At 69.8% G+C, this 20,295-nt stretch carries 8 protein-coding genes; 5 read left to right on the top strand and 3 right to left on the bottom strand.

All coding sequences use genetic code 11. The annotated features are described in order from the left end of the window. The first annotated feature begins 13 nt into the window (after nt 1-13). Nucleotides 14-5,098: a class I SAM-dependent DNA methyltransferase gene (locus tag ACFU8W_RS36930; RefSeq protein WP_384047117.1), complete on the top strand. Its 5,085-nt coding sequence runs from the start codon at nt 14-16 to the stop codon at nt 5,096-5,098. A 63-nt stretch (nt 5,099-5,161) separates the two neighbouring features. On the opposite strand, the gene ACFU8W_RS36925 is transcribed toward ACFU8W_RS36930, so the two are convergent. Together ACFU8W_RS36925 and ACFU8W_RS36920 are read right to left on the bottom strand one after the other, a co-directional pair. Next, complete coding sequence (locus ACFU8W_RS36925; protein ID WP_384047114.1) at nt 5,162-5,362, bottom strand: DUF397 domain-containing protein; 201 nt, start codon at nt 5,360-5,362, stop codon at nt 5,162-5,164. Then, nucleotides 5,359-6,174: a Scr1 family TA system antitoxin-like transcriptional regulator gene (locus ACFU8W_RS36920; RefSeq protein ID WP_384047111.1), complete on the bottom strand. Its 816-nt coding sequence runs from the start codon at nt 6,172-6,174 to the stop codon at nt 5,359-5,361. Before ACFU8W_RS36920 ends, ACFU8W_RS36925 begins: the two co-directional genes overlap by 4 nt. A 452-nt stretch (nt 6,175-6,626) precedes the next feature. Here ACFU8W_RS36920 and ACFU8W_RS36915 point away from each other — a divergent pair, with 452 nt between their 5' ends. After that, on the top strand, nt 6,627-7,748 hold the full coding sequence (locus tag ACFU8W_RS36915; RefSeq protein ID WP_384047108.1) for a hypothetical protein: 1,122 nt from the start codon (nt 6,627-6,629) through the stop codon (nt 7,746-7,748). A gap of 178 nt (nt 7,749-7,926) precedes the next feature. Further along, a complete protein-coding gene (locus ACFU8W_RS36910; RefSeq protein ID WP_384047105.1) occupies nt 7,927-8,388 on the top strand; it encodes an ATP-binding protein in 462 nt (153 codons plus the stop codon). A gap of 123 nt (nt 8,389-8,511) precedes the next feature. On the opposite strand, the gene ACFU8W_RS36905 is transcribed toward ACFU8W_RS36910, so the two are convergent. Then, complete coding sequence (locus tag ACFU8W_RS36905) at nt 8,512-10,773, bottom strand: hypothetical protein (RefSeq protein ID WP_384047102.1); 2,262 nt, start codon at nt 10,771-10,773, stop codon at nt 8,512-8,514. Nucleotides 10,774-11,119: 346 nt separating this feature from the next. On the opposite strand from ACFU8W_RS36905, the gene ACFU8W_RS36900 reads away from it, so the two are divergent. Continuing rightward, the gene (locus tag ACFU8W_RS36900; RefSeq protein WP_384047099.1) at nt 11,120-18,019 is read left to right on the top strand and encodes a DEAD/DEAH box helicase; all 6,900 of its coding nucleotides are present in this window, start codon (nt 11,120-11,122) and stop codon (nt 18,017-18,019) included. Next, nucleotides 18,016-20,274, top strand: coding sequence for a UvrD-helicase domain-containing protein (locus ACFU8W_RS36895; protein ID WP_384047096.1), 2,259 nt, complete (start codon nt 18,016-18,018; stop codon nt 20,272-20,274). The genes ACFU8W_RS36900 and ACFU8W_RS36895 overlap by 4 nt, the downstream gene beginning before the upstream one ends. Nucleotides 20,275-20,295 lie beyond the last annotated feature (21 nt).

Raw genomic sequence — 20,295 nt, 5'->3', positions numbered from 1 at the left:
GAGGTTCACGAAGATGACGTACGACAGCCTGGTCAACCGCGGCGACTACTTCTCCGCGCACTACCTCGCCGAGGTCCTCCCCAAGGACCTCAAGTCCGGCCTGCTCGCCGAGTGGAAGCAGCGCGAGGAGGACGCCGCCGGCACCGAGCGCCCCGAGGGCGCCCTGCCCGTCACCCCGCGCGCGGGCCTGCGGGCCCTGCGCCGCCCCTACTTCGCGGCCCGCTCCTACTTCACGATGGACGAGGAACGGGCGGCGACCGGCGACGACGCCGTGACGTACGACGCCCCCGACTGGCGCGACCGCGTCCGTGCCCTCAACGAGGAGGTGCTGCGCGCCCTCGGCTTCGACGCCAAGCCGGGCACGCTCACCGTCGTCCGCGCCGACCAGTCCCACGAGGTGAAGGTCGCCCACGCGGAGAAGGACCTCGTCGCCCTGAACTGCGGCTGGTCTGCCGAGCCCGACGACGCGCTTGACCCCGACGGCGCCGGACGCCTCCTGGAGGAGCTGCGCCTGGACGGCCAGCACACCGTCGCCACCGGTTCCAAGCTCGCCTCCTTCCTGTTCGCCTGCGAGGACGCCCCCCGCTACGTCCTGCTGCTGGTCGGCGGCGTCGTCGTACTCGCCGACCGGGCCGCGTGGGGCGAGGGCCGCTACCTGGCGGTCTCGCTGGACGCGGCGCTGGAGCGCAACGACGTCAAGGCGGGCGGCGAACTCGACACGGTGGCCGCCCTGTTCGGCGCCGACTCGCTGCGCACCCCGGAGGAGGGCGGCGAGAACCCCCTCGCCTCCCTCCTCGACAAGTCGACCAAGCACGCGGTGGGCGTCTCCAGCGAACTCCGCGACGGCCTGCGGCTGAGCGTCGAACTGATCGCCAACGAGGTCCTGGACCGGCTGCGCGAGTCCGGCGTCCGCCCCGAGGAGGTCAAGGAACTCCCCGAGCTGGGCCGCCAGTTGACCCGCGAGTCGCTGCGCTACCTGTACCGCGTCCTGTTCCTGCTTTACGCGGAGGCCCGCCCCGAGCTGGGCATCCTGCCCTCGGACTACCCCGAGTACCAGCTGGGCTACGGCCTCGGCCGCCTCGGCGAGCTGATCGCCGAGCGCGACCTCGTCGACGAGAAGTCCCGCAAGGGCTTCTACCTGTACGAGTCTTTGGACCTGCTCTTCCGCAAGGTCCAGGAGGGCCACCGGCCGCGCCGTACGCACGGCGTGGACGCGGAGTCCGCCGAGGCCGTGACCGCGAAGACGTCGGAGGACGTCGGACTGCGCTTCGAGCCGCTGCACTCCAAGCTGTTCGAGCCGGACGCGATCCGGCTGATCGGCCGGGACACCGTCCCGGACCCGCGCGTCGACACCGAGGCGGACGCCGGCGGCGAGGGTGAGCCGGGCGGGGAGCGCTTCGTCGACACCCGCCTGCGCAACGAGACCCTGTACCGGGTGCTGCGCCTGCTGATGCTGACCCGCGGCAAGAAGCGCGAGCGCGGCGGCTTCATCTCCTACGCCCAGCTCGGCATCAACCAGCTCGGCGCCGTGTACGAGGGCCTGATGTCCTACACGGGCTTCGTCGCGGGCGAGGAACTGTACGAGGTCGCGAAGAACGGCGACCCGAAGGACGGCTCCTGGCTGGTCCCGGCGACGAAGGCCGACGAGTACCCCGACGAGGTGTTCGTCCGGCACAAGGACGAGGACACCGGCGTGGAGGAGCGCGTGCGGTACGCACCGGGCGCGTTCGTGTACCGCCTGTCGGGCCGCGACCGCCAGACCTCGGCCTCGTACTACACGCCCGAGTCGCTGACCCGGGTGACGGTCCAACTGGCCTTGCAGCACCGCCTAGACCAGGACGACACGGTCACCGAGGCACGCGAGATGCTGGACTGGAAGATCTGCGAGCCGGCGCTCGGCTCCGGCGCGTTCCTCAACGAGGCGATCAACCAGGTCGCGGCGGAGTACCTGCGGCGGCGGCAGGACGAGTTGGGCGTCGCCGTCGACACGGAGAAGTACGCGGTCGAGCTCCAGAAGGCCAAGGCGTACATCGCCCTGCACAACTCCTACGGCGTGGACCTCAACAACACGGCCGTGGAGCTGGCGGAGGTGTCGCTGTGGCTGAACACCATGCACCCCGGCATGGAGGCCCCCTGGTTCGGCCTGCACCTGCGGCGCGGCAACTCGCTGATCGGCGGCCGTAGGGAGGTCTACTCCGCCGAGTCCCTGAAGAAGGGCGGCTGGCTGGGCACGACCCCGGAGCGCTTCCCGCTGTCGGAGGCCCTGGCGGGCGCCCCACTGCCCGAGGGCGCCGTCCACCACTTCCTCCTCCCGGCGAAGGAGTGGGGCGCGGTCGCGGCGGAGAAGGAGGCCAAGGCACTGGCCCCGGAGGAGTCGAAGGCGCTGGCCGCCTGGCGCAAGGCGATCACCAAGTCCCCGAGTGCTGTGCAGACCAAGCGGCTTCAGGGCCTCGCCCGTCGGGCCGAGTACCTGTGGGGACTGGTCGTGCGCCGACTGGAGATCTCCGAGCGGGAGATCTCGCGGCGCATCGACGTGTGGGGCGCGGAGGAGGGCTGGCTGCGCTCGCCCGAGGTCGCGGTCCCGAGGGAGAAGGTCAAGGCCGACCTGGAGGCGGTCGACACTCCGTACTGGCGCCTGAAGACCCTGATGGACGCGTGGTGCGCGCTGTGGTTCTGGCCGGTGCAGAGCGCTGCGCTGCTGGACGGCTCGCACGAGTCGTACGCGCGGGCGGCGGAAGTTGCTTCGCAGTCGGCGGGGTGGACTGTGTCGGCGACTTCGGTCCCGGCCCAGTCGGGTGCGGTTGCACGGGAGACGTACGAGTCGGAGGACCTGTTCGGTGACGTGCAGGTCGTCGAGGTCAAGTCGAAGGGCGCGCGGGGCGGCAGCCGCAAGGAGCAGATCCGTGGCGAGCGCCGTTCGGTGATCGCGCTGGCTTCGCTGGACGACTGGCTGGACTTCGCCGAGTCGCTGCTGGGCACGCAGGACGTGGCTGCGGACTCACTGGTGGCCCAGTTCGACACGCTGGACGAGTTGGAGCGGTACGAGGACGAGCTGCCCGAGTGGATGGGCATGGAGCGGTTCTACTCGCTGGAGTCGCGGTATCCGTGGGCGGGGGTTGCGAAGGATGTGGCCGAGCGGCAGGGGTTCTTTCACTGGGAGTTGGAGTTCGGGCAGGTCTTCGGTGCATGGGGCGGGTTTGATTTGCAGGTGGGGAATCCGCCTTGGGTTCGGCCAGACTGGCAAGAGGGAACCGTTCTAGCCGAGTTGGAACCGTGGTTCGTACTGTCAGGTACTTTGAGTGCAGAACTGTGGAACCAACGGAAGACGGATTTGCTCAGGCGTGAGGAGCATGCCCAATTCGTCGGGAAAGAATTGGCCACTACAACAGGAATTTCCACGCTACTGAGCGCCGAATCCACCTATCCACTCCTGTTCAAAACACGCCCGGACCTCTACCGCGCCTTCATGTCACAAGTTTGGCGACACACAGCTCGCCATGGGATCGCCGGACTAATTCATCCCGACACTCACTTCAGCGGCAGCAAAGAGGGCAGGCTGCGCTCCGCCGCTTATCACCATCTCCGCACTCACGTGCACTTCTCCAATCGACTGCAGCTCTTCGAGGACGTCGAGGGAACTCGCCAGTTCAGCATCAACATCTACGGTAGTCACTCACCCGCACCATCCTTTACACACGTCAGCTGGCTATTTTCTCCGGAAACTCTGACAGAATCATTTACCCATGACGGGCAAGGCCCACTCCCCGGCATCAAGCATGCAGGGAAATGGGAACTGCGACCTCACAGGGATCGCCTCGTGCACGTCGATGCAGCTCGACTGGCCGATTGGAATAAGCTCGCCGGAGAAGGAAGCACTCCCAATTCCGAGGCTGGACTCTTGTACCCCGTCACCGCTAGCGAACAGGAAGCGATTGAAGCACTCGCACGATACTCCGTGAAAATCGGCGACTCTGGAGTACTCCACAGTCGCTGCTATAACGAGTCGGAGGGGCAGCGTGATGGCCTATTCGCCCGAAAGACCTCAACTTGCGAGACACTGGACGAACTGATCCTCCAAGGACCGCACATCGGGGTAGCGAACCCGCTCTTCAAACAGCCAAACGAAGTTTGCCGAACGAACCGCGACTGGACTCCAATCGACCTAACACAAATTCCAGCCACTCAAGTTCCACGGACAAATTATCAACGATCCACCGATCTGGTCACTTACCGTTCCGCGCAAACAAAGTGGCGCGACGGAACCTATACTGACTTCTTCCGCCTAACTTGGCGTGTCATGATCCCATTCGACACCGAGCGCAGCCTCTTTCCATGCCTGCTCCCTCCAGGGCCAGCACATGTCCACTCGCTGGGTTCTATTGCGCTCGCAGATAATCGCCTCACCGCATTGGCGGCAGGCTTTTGGGCTGCACTCCCGCTCGATTACATGCTTCGAATCTCTGGCCGTCCCCACCTACAGATGACGGAAGCAGACAGGATGCCAGCCCCCTTGCCCACTCACCCTCTGGCTCATCCCCTACTTCTGCGCACTCTTCGCCTTAACGCCCTGACCGAAGCATATTCCCCACTCTGGGAAGAGTTGTTCCATCTTTCATGGCCGGGTTACGAAAACTGGGCCAACGGTAAGTGGACTAATTTGAACCCATTGGCTGCAGGTTTGACCTCGCAATGGACGTATGGTACGCCGCTACGTACGGAATGCGAGCGTCGCGCGGCTCTCGTCGAAATCGACGCCCTCGTATCGGTCTGGCTTGGCATCACTGGGGATCAGCTAGTAGCAATCTACAAGTCTCGATATCCTGTGCTCTCCGACTACGAGTCGGCCATGTACTTCGACGCAAACGGCCGGAGGATTGCCGCCAATCACAACGCCTACGGCCACGGCCAGGCCAAGCAGGACTACATCGACCTCATGTCCCATCTTGAGGCCCCGGAGACAACGCCACCCCCGGCCGGCTACACCGCCCCCTTCTACAAGGCGGACCGCGAGGCCGAAATGCGAGCCGCACACGCACACTTCCAGGCTCGCTTGGACAAGGAGATCGCTGCCGGGCGTTGGACTCCGCCGGAGCGCTGAGGCACGTACCTAAGAGTGATGGTGGGCACTCCACGAGGAGCGCCCACCATCGAGGTTCCTTGCTCAGACCGCCTCAAGCAGCGCCGTCCACGCCGCCGTGCTCACCCTCAGCATGGGTGCAGCCTCCACCTGCTTCGAGTCCCGCACGTGAACGGCACCGTCAGCGACAGCGACCTCCACGCACTCGCCACCCTCGCCGCTGCTGTAGGTGCTCTTGCGCCAGACCAGTCCATCGACCGCCTGCGCTTCGTCCACGGCGTTCATCGCTCTCCCAATAGCTTCTCGATCAGTTGCAACGACTCGCGGGGTGTCAGCGCCTGCGCCCGGAGGATGCCGTACTGCTCCTCGTACTCACGCACGGAACTCCTTTCGTGGAAGAGATGGCTTTCCTTCTGCACCTCCACATAGGCGATCCTCTGACCTTTGACCGTTTCGATCAAGGTGAACGGACCGGCCAGTGCAGCGTGTTGGACCACCTCGGTCGGCATGATCTGCATCTCGACGTTTCGCCCCTGCCCACGGAGGTAGATCTGCTCCAATTGCCCACGCCAGATGCTCCACCCACCGATGGGCCGTCGCAACACCGTCTCTTCGATCACGAAGCTGATCGTCGGCAGCGGTCTGCGGTCGAAGATCTCTTGCCGGGCAAGGCGGGCCGCCACCCGCTCGGAGATGACCGTCTCGTCCAAGAGGGGACGGCGAACGTCGAACACCGCCCGCGCGTACTCCTCCGTCTGTAACAACCCCGGCACGGCCTGGTTGGCGTAAACATGCAGCTCAACCGCCTCCGCCTCCAGCTTCGCCGCATCCCGGAAGAAGGCGGGGTAACGAGCCCGCCCGACCTCCTCCTTCATCACCGTCAGCAGGCCGCCGGCCTCCAGGACCGCGTCCGCCCGGTCGATGAACTCCGGTTTCGGGATGCGCCGCCCAAGCTCCACCGAGGTGACCATGTCTTCGCTGTACCCGAGCTTCGCTCCCAACTCCGCCCGTGTCAGCCCCCGACTTGTCCTCAGTAACCGCACCTGCTGCCCGAAGCACCGCAGGATGCCCGTCTCGCTCTCGCCGTTCCCCGTCAACGGTGCCGTCTCCCCTCGCCCCGCCCGCCCAGAACCGCCGGTACAGAAACCTGCCGCACAGCACGCAACCTTCACTCTCCGCTCACCATAGAGACACGCACCGCACCTGTCCCCTGACTCGGCACCACTTCCCCCGCACCGCGTACCAGCACCCTCCCCGGCGTACAGCACCGTTCTGTACAAGCTCGTACGCGGGTGAGCCCGACCGCATACCGGGACTTCGCGGCTCCAAATCGCCTTGCCCGTGACGCCGTTTGCCGTGGTGAAGGCAGTCATGACGAAGGTCGACGCTCTGGCGCAAATCGTATGATGACCAGTTAGGGTGCAGCTCAACGTGACATGACAACAGTCAGCCAATGCGCTGCTCGCTGCGCAGCCGTGTTGAAACATCAGCGAGGACGTCCAAGCCTCGCGACCTGGCTATTCGCCGAACCGCCTGGGGGGAACTCGCCGTGACCGATGCTCCGATGGACGCTGTCGACACCGACGGAGACGACGACGCCGACCGGAAGGTCGTCGAGGAGGAGCGGGCCGAACTCAAGAAGTTCATCAAGGGCCTGAGCGCGGACGATATCAAGTCGGGCAACTGGTTCACCAAGCTCATGCACCAGGCCATGAGTTCCTACACCGAAAAGGTCGACTGGCAGTACTTCCAGGAGCGGTACCAGGGCGTACCCGCGGATGGCATCGTCGACCAGCGGATCAAGATGGCGGCTCGGTACGCCGCGCTCGAAGGCGGACTCTCCGCCGGCGCCTACACGGCAACCGTCGTCGCCACCCTCGGCAGCGCCGGCGGTGCCTCGCCGGCAACCGTCCCGGCGGCCGTCACAACCATGATGGTCGACGTCGCGTTCATCAGCCGGCTCCAACTCCGCCTGGCCTACGACGTATCAGTCCTCTATCGGGTCCCGCTCGACATGTCCGACCCCGAGGACATGTGGAAGCTCATCCGCGTGGCCTTCACCATCAAGAGTGGGGAAACGGTCCAGAAGGGTGTGACCAAGGCCGTCCCGGCCATCATGCGGCCGCTGATCAAGCGCTTCTACTCCGGAGACGCACTCGCCGCCGCGAAGGCGCTCCCGGTCGTCGGGAAGCACCTCCTGCAGAAGAACGTCATCAAGATCGGTATCCCCCTGGTCGGCGTTCCCCTCGCCGTGGTCCTGAACCGCTACACCACGCTCCTCGCCGGCCGGCACGCGCAGGCCGTCTTCCGGAACGAGGCGCGGATAATCGAACTCGCCGAGAACCTGAGCAAGCGGAGTCAGCACCCGCAGTTGATGCTGTGGGTGGCGTGGCTCGTCATCAGGGCGAACCGCAAGATCGCCGACGATGAGGCGCTGTTGATGCGGCACCTGGTGAGGGTGGTCCGGGAACGGCATCAGGTGGTCGACGAGCAACTCGCGAACCTCGTCGACATCGACCCCGCTGAGGTGTGGCAGCGCATAGACGCCGAGCCGGGCGATCTGAGCGACATCCTCGACGCAGCCGACCGGGTCGCCTCCGTGGACGGTGACGTCAACGCGCGCGAGAAGGCCATCATCTCCGAGCTTCGGGATCGCTGCTGCCGGGTCTGACGCCGGACAAGGTACGAGGCGGCCGTCCGCCACGGGGACCACTCGACGCAGCCGGAACCGGCGTCCTCCGGCAAGTCGACACCACATCCCCACAGCGGCCCGCCGCCTCGTGTACAGCACACTCCCGTACAAGCGTCGCTCCTGGTGGCGCGCCCGGCACGGCCGCGACGCTGAGCCCATGCACACCCCTCGCATCCCGCTCTCCCCTCCCCTTCGCCCCCCAGACGCCACCGAGTTCGCCATGGCCTTCGCATCCACCCCGCGAGGCGCCCGCCTGGCCCGCCTGTTCGTCTCGCAGTGCCTGGACTCCTGGGGGCACCCGTACGACGGCGACGTCAACGAGACGATGACCCTGATCACCGCCGAGCTGTGCGCCAACGCCGTACGGCACGGGCGGGTCCCCGGCCGGGACTTCCACGTCCGGCTGGCCACCGAGGCGGACGGGGGGCGGCTGCGCCTGGAGGTCTCCGACACCCGCGCCGAATGCCGGCCCACCGTCGCCTCCCCCACTCCCCCTGACGCCGAGTCCGAGTCCGGTCGCGGCCTCCTGCTCGTCACGGCCTTGGCGGACGACTGGGGCGTCACCGACCGCCTGCCCGGTCCCGGCAAGACGGTGTGGGCGGTCGTCGACATCGGTTGAGCGCGAGAACGAGAGGAGTCGGACGCACCGGACACAGCCGAACGCGGGCAGTTCGCCCGAGACCGTCCCGCGATCAGGGAGCCGTCCCAGGACGCCCTCCGTCACGCGGCGAGGCGCCGTCCCTCACCGCGTGGCCGGTGGGAGCCAGTCGGCGAAGATCTCCGGAAGGCGGTGCAGGTCCTGGGCCGTCACCGTGACGAGACGCAGGCCGGAAAGGCTGGCCAGTTCGCGCTTGCGGGCAACCTTGGCCGCGTACGCCTCTCGTGCCATCAGCCCCAGCGCCTCGACGAACGTGCCGTCGGCGAGGCGCCAGTCGGCGCGCAGCCCGGTCGTGTTGAGTTCCGGATGGCGCGGGTAGTGCGGCTCCTGTTCGTGCGCCACGCCCCAGTGGTGCAGAAAGTCGTCCACGTGTCGTTCGAAGAGTGAGCGGCACAGGTGGCCGTCCGTGGCCACCGTGACGATGCCCATCGACGAGCGCATCCCGTCCTTGAGCAGGTCCGCGAACTGGAGCCACTCCGTCCAGGTGCGGGCCGGGCGTGCCGGGCGGGTGCTCAGCAGCGTGGAGCCGGGCCGGGGGACGAGGAAGCGGCAGAGCATCGCCTCGTCCACGAGGGACGCGTCGGTGAACGGGACGGAGATCCGGTCCAGTTGGGCGAGGGACGGCGGTCCGGAGAACTCGATCTCGGCGAGCCGTCGGACGGCGTACACGATCGCCTCGGTCCACTCGCCGTCCGCGCCGTTGTCCCGCAGCACTCCGCCCAGCGCGAGTCCGCAACAGCGGTGGCAGTAGTGGAGGCCCGGGCGGGCCGACTGGGCCGAGCGCCCGCACAGCCGGCACGGCCCTCGGTGTTCGAGGTCCACGGGAGCGCCGAAGAGCGACTCCAGGGCACGCCGGTAGTAGGAGTTGTCGGTCGCGTCGTCGACGAGCGGGGGCAGGAAGCCGTCCGACGACTGCGCCGGGGCCGGCTTGACGTTGAGCCATCTGCGGTGCCGCTCGGGAATCAGGCGCCGTACGGCCTCCGTCACCCGGCTGGAGCTGCTGAAGGGGCTGATCTCCGACGGGGCGAACGCGGCCCGGAAGTTGTGCCTCTCCACGTCCTCGCGCGGTGCGCCCCAGGTGACGAGCAGCGGGCTGACGCCGTGTCGGCGGAGCAGCACCGTCATCGGCTCGATGAACGGACCGGCGTAGACGGCGAGGGTCCCCGAGTCCGGGTCGTACCAGCCGGCTTCGGGCAGCGCGGAGAGCGGCATCCCGTCCTTGGGCAGCCGGATCGACCACATGCCGTCTCGGACGACGACCGTGGCGTCGGGGAAATCGCCCAGGGCGTCAAGCCGTTCGGGCGCTTCCACGTCCACGCCGTGCGCACGCAGGGCCTCCAGGGCCTCGGCGCGCGTCCGCTCGTCGACGAGGGTGAGCGGGCCGTCCGGGTCGTGGTACTGGCCGACCTCCACCCCGGTCTCGTCGAGGACGAGGATCCTGGTGTGGTGGAAGACGGACCGGGTGGTGGCGCGCAGCCCCCTGAAACCGTGCGGCTTCTCCCGGAATGCCTCCCAGGCCCGCGGCAGGGGCGCGGCCTCGGCGTCCCGGCGCCGGCGCGCCCGGTCCCGTTCGGTCTCCCGGCCCCAGGTCCCGTCGGTGGCCCGGTGGTGCAGGGCCGTCCTCATCGCGATGCCCAGCCGTTCCGAGAGCGCGCGGCGCAGCGTCTGCTCGACGAGGGACGGGGGCGTGGAGTCCGTGCCGGAGGGTTCCTCGGTGACCCCGGCGGCCTGCGTCGGCTGATGCTCTTCCAGGTAGTCGTCCACGAGTGCGCGGACGGTGTCCCGGGCGGGCAGGACGATGCGCAGGGTCCCGATGCCGTGGCCGAACTCCTTCTGTTCCGCCCAGGAGAACGGCCGGTCGTGGTCGGGCTCCCACCCTTCGTCGACGTCCTGGCCGTCCTCCTCCTCGTAGAAGTAGCCGTCGTCCTCGAGTGCGTAGAGTTGGATCCAGCCGTGGCAGCCCACGGGTGTCCCGGTCTCGTCGGTGAGCCGGCGGATGCTCTCGCTCGTGACGTGGAGGGCGCTGCTGTACAGGTAACCCATGTGCCGGTCGAGTACGGATCCGCCGTGGTGCGGCGGGGCGGCGACGGAGACGGCGCGGGGGTCGTAGTCGTTGTCCGGCCGCGGGACGAGGGCGAGGCGTACGGGTATGCCGAGGTCGAACTTCGCCCCCGGCGGGGCGGGCACCACTCGGTCCTTCCGCAACTGGCTGAGGACGAAGGCGCGCAGGGCGGGTACCGAGTCGTCGAAGACCGCGAAGGCGGTGACGTAGTCCCGCGCCGGATCGCCGGGAATCATGAGCATGCCCTCGTCGGGCGCGTGCTGGATGGTCTCTTGACGCGACATGTGCGGATTATGCCAGTGGCATATGCGTGACCTTGTCAAAGGGTGTGCTGACGACCGGCCGTTCACGGCGCCGTGGATGCGCCGGGCCTGGTTCCGGCGCTCGGCGTCGCGAGCAGCCCCCGCACCACGGGACGGGGCGCGGTCACGCGGGTGCGGCGGCCGATCGCGACCGTATGCCGCGTTCGCCCTTTTGACCCCTTTTCAGGGAGGCCTGGCATTCGACCAGGTGGGTGCCGTTGTCCGAGGTGGGCGTTATTTTTGACGCTGATCGTCACGGTGCCTTCGCGGGTTGTCACAGCGCCGCGCACCCGGCGGTCCCGGTAACCGTCCTGTCCGAAAGGTCCTCGTGAAGCCCACCCTGGCCGCCGCTCAGCTCCGCGGCAGTCTGACGCAGTACCTCACGACGACGTACGCGCTGGCCGACGAGGACACGCGGCTCGCGCTGGAGCGTTTCCTCGACGACCCGGAGGCAGGCATCTTCCGGGGGCCCTACCTGCGGATCAGGACGCCGTTCCACCCCGCAGGCGACGAGTGGCGGTCGGCGCTGGAGTGGCAGCCGTCGTTCACGCCGTGGCGGCACCAGGCGAAGGCCTGGGAGCGGCTGAGCACGTACCGGGGGGCGGCCGAGCCCACGCTCGTGACGACCGGCACCGGGTCCGGCAAGACCGAGTCGTTCCTGATCCCGGTGCTCGACCACTGCCGGCGGCAGAAGGTGCTGGGCAGGCGCGGGGTGAAAGCCGTGCTGCTGTACCCGATGAACGCGCTCGCCACCGACCAGGCCGGCCGTATCGGCGACTACCTGACGCAGCCGGAACTGGCCCAGGTGACGGCCGGTCTCTACATCGGGGACAAGCCGGACACGGACTTCCGGCGGGTGATGACGCGGCGCGAGGAGATGCGCCAGTCGCCGCCGGACGTGCTGATCACCAACTACAAGATGCTGGACCTGCTGTTGCAGCGGGCCGAGGACAGGCCGCTGTGGGAGGGGGCCGACCCGGCGTACGTGGTGCTGGACGAGTTCCACACCTACGACGGCGCGCAGGGCACCGACGTGGCGATGCTGCTGCGGCGGCTGGCGGCGGCCGTGGGCGCCTCGAAGCCGGAGCGGCCGCTCGGGTCGATCTGCCCGGTGGCGACCTCGGCGACCCTCGGCGAGGGCGGGGGCGACACCGGCGGCATCCTCACCGTCGCCGAGCAGGTGTTCGGCGTGCCGTTCGGTCCGGACGCGGTGATCGGCGAGGAGCGGCTGAGCGCCGACGACTTCGTCGGCGACATCGACTACGAGCTGCCCGAGCCGCCCAGCCCCAAGGAGGTCATCGACGTCTCGGGCGGACCGGACGTCGAGTCCGACCCGGACCGCCTCGACCTGGACGGGCTCGCCGAGCGGCTGCTGGGGCGGCGCGGCCTGGACGCCTTCCAGATCGGGCGGCTGCTGAAGAAGCACGACTTCACGCACGGCGTGCTCGCGCTGCTGAACGGCGAGCCGCTCGACGAGTGGGGGCTGCGGGACCGTATGGCCCGCTTCGGCTACGCGTGGGCGCGCACCGCGCGGGACAGCCCGCGGCTCGCGCTGGAGGCGCTGTCGCGGTTCGTGGCGCTGCTGTCGTCCGCCCGGGACCCCGGGTCCGACGAGCGCAGGCCGCGTCCGCTGCTGCACATCGAGGCGCATCTGTGGGTCCGGCCGGTGAGCCGGATCCTCGGTGGAGTGGGCGCCAAGCCGGAGTTCCGCTGGTACGAGGACGAGCGGACCGTCGCGCGGCGCTCCGCGCTCACCGCGGCGTCCGCCTCGGAGGACTCGTCCGACGGCGACGAGTGGCCGACGGCGGACTCGCGCCGGCCCCAGGCGCTGCCGGGTTCGGACACCGTGCAGCGGCCTGCCCAGGTGCACCTGCCCGCGGTCTACTGCCGTGTGTGCGGTCGCTCGGGCTGGGCGGCGCTGTCCCCGGAGGCCGATCCGCAGAAGCTCGAGACGAGCCCGCAGCGGATCTGGTCGGCGGCCGTCGGGCGGGACAAGCGGCGGCTGCGGTACTTCATCTCGGCGACGCCGGCCGAGGCGCGGGACGCCCTCGCGGCGCTCACCGGCACCGCTCCGAAGCAGGCGGGTGGTGTCGACCCGCAGTCCGTGGTGGTGCTGGACGGGGCGCAGAGCACGTACCGTCTGCCGGTCGCCGAGGACGGGGAGGGGCTTCAGGACGCGTGGTTCGCGCGGGCGATCCTGGACAACAAGACCGCCGACCAGGCCGCCAAGGACGACACCTGTCCGGCCTGCGACACGGACAACGGCATCAGGTTCCTCGGCACCGCGCTCGCCGCGCTGGCCTCCGTCACGGTCACCCAGCTCTTCACCGGCGGCCAGGAGATCGCGCTGGCGCCGGAGGAGCGCAAGACGCTGCTGTTCAACGACTCCACGCAGGACGCGGCGCACCGCGCCGGGTACGTCGCCAACGCCTCGTACAAGTTCTCGCTGCGCTCGCTGCTGGCGCACCAGTTGGACGAAGCCGGTGCGCCGGTTCCGCTCAACGACCTCATCGGCCAGGTTCTGGACTCCGTGGACGACCCGCAGACGCTGGCCGCGGTCGTCCCGCCGGACCTGCACGACGAACCGGGCGTGGACCGGCTGCTGTCGGGGCGCGGCACCGGGGACGCGCGGACCTGGAAGCTCATCGGCGAACGGCTCGCCTTCGCGACCGTGATGGAGTTCGGGCTGCGCTCGCGGCTCGGGCGCACCCTGGAGCTGACCCGGACCACGGCCGCGGAGGTGGTGGTCGCCGATCCGGACCGGATCGTCGCGCTCGCCCGCGACCTGCACCTCACGCTGCCGGGCCAGCTGGGGCTGGACGGCGGCCTGCCCACGTCCGAGCGGTACCTGGCGTACGTACGGGGGCTGCTGGAGCGGGTGCGGCTGCGCGGCGGCGTGCGGCACCGGTGGCTGGACACCTGGATCAGGGAAGCGGGTGTCAACCAGTACCTGATCTCCGGGCAGCGGCCGGAGGGCATGCCGGCCTTCCCCGAGGGGTACGTGGCGCCGCCGAGGTTCCTGCTCGCCGGTCCCAAGGAGAAGACGAAGTTCGACACGATCACCGGTCGTGGCACCTGGTACCAGGACTGGACGCGGCGCTGCCTCGGCCTGGACGCCGTGCAGGCGACCGAGTACCTGCGCAGGCTGCTGCCGGTCCTCGCGGACGAGGGCGTGCTGTCGGCGCGCACCGCCAAGGACCGCACGACCCGCGTCTACGGGCTGCAACCGGGCCACATCCACGTACGGCTGCTGGCGGACGACCTGGTCAACAAGGCGTTCGTGTCCTGCGAGGAGTGCGGCTGGCAGCAGGTGGTGCCGCCGGAGCGGCGCACCCGCTGGTACGGGCACCCCTGCCCGCGCTGGCGCTGCACCGGCCTCCTCACCCCTCCCCAGTACGGCACGTCGTCGACCGGGGCGGGCAGCGGCGGCTTCGGCGGGAAGCTGGAGCGCGACTACCGGACCGACTACTACCGCCGCCTGTACCTGACCGGCGGCACCTACCGGGTGGTCACGGCCGAGCACACCGGCATGCTGACCCGGCCCGAACGGGAGCGCGTGGAGCGGACGTTCCGGCAGGGCACCCACTACACCGACCCCAACGTGCTCTCCTGCACGCCCACCCTGGAACTGGGCATCGACATCGGCGACCTGTCGGCGGTGCTGCTCGGTTCGCTGCCGGGCGGCCCGGCGAACTACGTGCAGCGTGCCGGACGCGCCGGACGCAGGACCGGCAACGCCCTGGTGGTCGCCTTCGGCGGGCGCCGGGCCCGCGACCGGTACTACCTGGACGACCCGACCGAGATGATCGCCGGTGACATCGTGCCGCCGGGCTGCTACCTGTCGGCCGTCGAGATCCTGCGCCGGCAGTACACGGCCCACCTGCTGGACCGGGCGGCGCGCGGCGAGCTGACGACGGCGGACGGCGAGCCGCTCATGCCGGTGCCGCGCCTGTCGTCGGCGCTGTTCGGCACGACCGGCTGGTGCCAGGACCTGTCGGACGCGGCGCTCACCCACGGGGCGCGGCTGGTGGAGGAGTTCCTGGCGCTGTTCCCGCAGGCGCCCGGCGGCCCGGACGACGACCGGGGGGTGTCCGCGCACGCGGCGGACGAACTGCGTGCCTACGCCACCGGCGGCATCGCGCGCGCCCTCCAGGAGGCCGAGGAGGAGTGGACGGTGCGCCGCGAGGAGCTGCGCCGTCGCATCTCCGCCATCGACACCGCCGTGGACGGGCTGCTCGCCGAGGACCGTGAACAGGGCGCCGAGCGGCGCGAGCTGCTCGCTGAGCGGCGCGCCACGGGCGAGCTGCTGCGCGAGCTGAGCCAGACCAGCGCGCACGGCACCCTCGTCGAACTGGGGCTGCTGCCCAACTACAGCCTCACCGACACGACGACCTCGCTGGAGGCCACCCTCTACTGGAAGGAGGCCGCCGGGGACGACGAGGGCCCGGAGGCCCCGGAGGGCCACGACGAGCGCCGGGAGTGGGTGTACCGCAGCGAGGTGCGCGACTACGAGCGCTCCCGCAAGCTGGCCCTGACCGAACTCGCGCCCGGCAACAGCTTCTACGTCAACGGCTACCGGCACGTCGTGCGCGCCCTCGACATCGGCAGCCCGGAGCGGCGTGCCTGGGCGGTGTGGCGCCTGTGCCCGGCCTGCGGCTACGCGCGCACGCACGGCGACCCGAAGAACGACACCTCGCCGTGCCCGCGGTGCGGTTCCCGGGAGATCGCCGACGCGGGCTGTGTGCACCATGTGCTGGAGCCCCGGCGGGTGATGTCCCGGGACAAGCGGGACGACGCCCGGGTGCGGGACGACCGTGACGAGCGGGACCGGAGGCGGTACGCGGTCCTCACCACGGTCGACATCGACCCCGCGCATCTGACGGCCGGATCGTGGCGGCACGACACCGCGGTCTTCGGCGCCGACTTCACGCGCAAGGCCGTCGTCCGCACCCTGAACCTGGGGGTCGACCGGCAGGACGGCAGCAGCACGGTTCCGCTGGCCGGTGACGACGTGCGTCTGAACCCGTTCTACGTGTGCACGAGTTGTGGTGGGGCGACGGCCGACGGGCGGCCGGTCGTCGACCAGTCGCAGCACGCGCTCACCGCGTCCCTCGCCCGCTCCACCCGCGCGAGCGCCCACCACCAACTGTGGTGCCCGCGCCGACGGCTGCTCGGCAGCGGGGAGGAGCAGGGCGCCGGGACGGACGTGCCACTGCTGCTCGCGCACGAGCTGACGACGGAGGCCGTCCGCATCCTGCTGCCGGCGTCCGTCGCGCGGGCCAAGGAGCGGCTCGCCTCGTTCACCGCCGCACTGTTCGCGGGCATAGCGGCCCGCTACGGCGGCGACCCCGACCACATCGACATCACCGCCGCGTCCATGCCGGACGGCGAGGACCGCGACTGGCCGCGTCGGTTCCTCGTGGTGTACGACCGGCTGCCCGGCGGCACCGGGTACCTGCACCGCCTGGCGACCTCCGACGGCTTCCGTGAGGTCCTCCTGAAGGCCCGTGAGGTGATCGAGGGCTGCGGCTGTCTGGAGAAGGGGCTCGACGGCTGTCACCGCTGCCTGCTGCGCCGCGTCCCCCCGGCCGACTACGACAAGGTCAGCCGCAATGAGGTCCGGCAGATGCTGGACGAACTGCTCGGCGCGGACGGTGAGCGCTGGCACACCTCGCCCGTCGCCACCACCCAGCACATCCCGATGCACCGGCAGGCCGAGAGCGATCTCGAAGTCCTGTTCATCGACACGCTGCGGGAGTGGGCCGGACTCCCGGAGAGCGGTGCGAGCGGTGACGCCTACATAACGCCGGCCGGAACCCACGCGCTGGACCTGCGGCTGACCGCGGCCGACGGCACCACGCTGAGCTGGCGGGTGTCGCAACAGCGCGTCCTCGACGGCACCCGCCCCGACGTCCTGTTCGAACGGGTCGACGCTCCCGGCCCCCGCGTGGCCCTCTACCTGGACGGCTACGAGTTCCACGCCGGCCGGGAGCACAACCGGGTCGGTGACGACGCGGACAAGCGGACACGGCTGCGCGCGGAGGGGCTCAGGGTCTTCCAGCTCACCTACGGCGACGTGAGGGAATGGCAGCGCCGTGTCCGGAACACCGGCTACGCGGGCGCCGGCCCGGCCGACCCGGCGTGGGAACCGTACGAGGACAAGGCTCGCGGCAAGGCCCGCGACTACTACGCCAAGGTGTGGGGCGCCCTGCCTGGTGAGCTTGCGGAGACGGTGTGGGTCAACCCGGCCGTCCAGCTCGTGGAGTATCTGCGCCAGCCGGACGCCAAGCGCTGGCAGTGGCGGGCGGAGGCCGCCCTGGCGGGCTTCATGGGCGCCGGGGCCCGCCCCGTCGCGCTGCCGCCGGACGTGCTCGGCGAGCAGATCACGGCGGCGCTGCGCGGCACGACACCCGCAGGGCCGCCCGGCCTGGTGCAGCTGTTCACGGTCACCGACCGGTCGGGGCTGCCGCTGGTCCTCGCCGCTGACGGCCGTGCGAAGCCCCCCGCGTGGACCGGCATCGTCCTCCTCGACGACGCGCCCGGCGTGCACGCCCGGGAGGAGGCGCACAAGCGCCGCTGGCGGGCCTGGCTGTACTGGTCCAACCTGCTCCAGTTCCTGGACACCGGCGGCGGCGACGCCGTCCAGCTGACGACCGGCCGTCTCGACGGGTTCCCCGTGGAGACGCTGGCGGTCACGGGCGGGAGCGGTGTCCTGGAGAGTGTCCGCGCCACGCTCACCGTCACCGCGACCGCGCCGGCCGAGACCGCCGCGCCCTCGCCGCGGGCCCCCGCGATCGCCGAGGCGTCCACCGCGGGCGCCACCGCCCCCGTCCGGGACTCGGCGTGGGACCGGGTCGTCGAGTACCTCGACCCGGACGAGCCCGGTCTGCTCGCGCTCGCCGAGGCCCTAGCCGTGCGCGGTGTCGCGGCCCCCGAGGACGGTTACGAGCTGGACGAGAACGGCTGGCTTGCCGAGCTGGCGTGGCCCGCCGCACGCGTCGGCATCGTCCTCGCCCCGCGCCCGCCGGAGGGAGAGGACGCGGATCCGGAGGCCATCGACCGGGACCGCGCGTTCGCCGCGGCCGACTGGGAGGTGCGGCCCGCCGCCGGCTGGACCGCAGACGACATCACGAACCGCCTCGACGGCGCACAACCATCCGGCGACCGGGAAGGTCGTAATCAGCCGGACGGCACCACCACGGAAGACGGGGAGAACGAACAGCCGTGACCGGCAAGAACGTGACACTGCGCCTGCTCGACAAGGCGGACCGGGAGATCCTCAAACTCTCCCGCCCGGTCAAGGGCGCGATCTACGACTTCCAGCACAAGTTCAAGACCAACCCCGACTCCGCGGGCCTGCGCCTCAAGCAGTTGCAGGGGCACGACAAGCTGCACTCGGCGCGCGTCAACGACGAGTACCGCGCGCTGCTGCTGCGGCTGGCCGACGACGACTGGCTGATCGTCTCGGTCAAGCACCGCAAGGACGTGTACGCGCACCTAGACCGGCTCACGTACTCGGTCAACCGCGTCACCGGCGGCATCGAGTATGTGGATCTGCAGGTCGTGCAGGAGGAGGTACTCGCTCCTGCGGTTCCCCCCGGCACCACACCCGCCGAGCCGCCTCGGCCCGCCGCACCGGCCGACCCCCAGCCGCTGTTCGCGCAGTGGTCGGAGCAGCAGCTCACCGACCTGGGCGTGGCCCCGTCCCTGGTCCCGGTCGTCGCCGCGCTGACCACCGAGGATCAGCTCCTCGGCCTCGTCGAGTACGCTCCGCAGCTCAGCGGCGAGGTGCTGCTGGCACTATACGACGGCAAGGAGTACGACGACGTCCTGGAGCAGGTCACCGCTCCCGTCGCGGTCCCCGACCCCGTGGACCCCGAGGACTTCCGGGCCGCCGTCGAACGTCCCGCCACCATCGTCACCACGACCGACGACGCTCTGCGCGAGGCGCTGGAGGGCGACGACTTCGGGCGCTGGAAGGTGTTCCTGCACCCCGCCCAGGCCAAGCTGGTCACTCGGGACTACAGCGGTCCGGCGCGCGTGGGCGGCGGGCCGGGCACCGGCAAGACGATCGTGGCGCTGCACCGCGTCAGGCACCTGGTCGAGCGGCTCCCGGCCGGCCGGACCAAGCCGGTGCTGCTGACCACGTACAACAAGAACCTCGCGACGGACCTGCGTTCGCGGCTGCTCGCCCTGGGCGGCGAGACGCTGCTGTCGCGCGTCGAGATCAGCAACGTCGACCAGCTCGCGCTGCGCACCGTCCGGGAGGCGGAACCGGGCAACCGCAAGCGGATCGTCGACGAGGCGCAGGCGGTCCGCGAGTGGCGCTCGCTCCTCGACGAGCTCGGCGAGGACGGCTGGGACGCGGAGTTCCTGCACGACGAATGGACGCAGGTCATCCTCGGCCAGGCGGTGACCTCCCGCACGGACTACTTCCGTGCCCGCCGCGCCGGACGCGGACGCACGGTCACCCGCGCCGAGCGCGCCGAGATCTGGCAGCTCGCCGAGCGGTTCACCCAGCGTCTGGACCGGCTCGGAGTCCAGACGTGGGACCAGATCGCGGAGCGGGCAGCGCAGTTGGAGGTCGCGCGCGCCCGGCGCATCCAGGACATTGACCGCCGGCGGGAGGAGGCGGGCGGCCTTGACAACATCCACGTGGCAGACGGTTCGGGGGGCTGGCTGCGCTACCGATACCGTCACATCGTGGTCGACGAGGCCCAGGACCTGCGGCCCGCGCACTGGAAGATGCTGCGCGCCATGACCGCCCCGGACCGCAACGACCTGTTCCTGGTCGGTGACACTCACCAGCGCATCTACAAGAACCAGGTGACCCTCGGCAGCCTCGGCATCAACATCCGCGGCCGGTCGTCGAAGTTGTCTCTGAGCTACCGCACCACCCGGCAGATCCTGCGCTCCGCGCTGAACGTGCTCGGCGAGGAGAAGTATGACGACCTCGACGGCAGCGCCGAGACACTGGCCGGATACCGTTCAGTGCTCAGCGGTGGCGTACCGGACCTGCACCGGCTGGGCGACTGGCAGGACGAGCGCGAGGCGATCGCCACGCTGATCGAGTCCTGGGGACAGGTGCCGCACGAGCAGATCGCCATCGCCGTGCCGACCAACGACATGGCGCGCGAGGTCGCGTACACGTTGAGGGAGCATGGCATTCTGGCGCTGGAGATCGGCCCGGACGGACCCCGCGGCGACAGCGGCGTCCACATCGGCACGATGTTCCGGTTCAAGGGTCTGGAATACCAGCGCATGATCATCGCCGGGGTGACTGACGGGCTCGTGCCGCGCGCGGACGTACAGCGGCGGCGCGCCACGGACCCGGCACGTCACCGGACGGAGATGCAGCGCGCCCGGTCCTTGCTCTTCGTGGCGGCCACGCGCGCCCGGGACAGCCTGGACGTCTTCTGGCACGGAGAGCCGAGCCCGTTCCTCAAGGAACTGATAGAGGTCCGGCCGCCGGCCGCGGCATGACCCACACCGGGGCCGTGCCGC

Source organism: Streptomyces sp. NPDC057565 (assembly GCF_042801455.1).
GTDB classification, from domain to species: Bacteria; Actinomycetota; Actinomycetes; order Streptomycetales; family Streptomycetaceae; genus Streptomyces; species Streptomyces yanii.
Note: the sequence above shows the minus strand (reverse complement) of the source record. Positions and strands in the feature narration are given on the sequence as shown.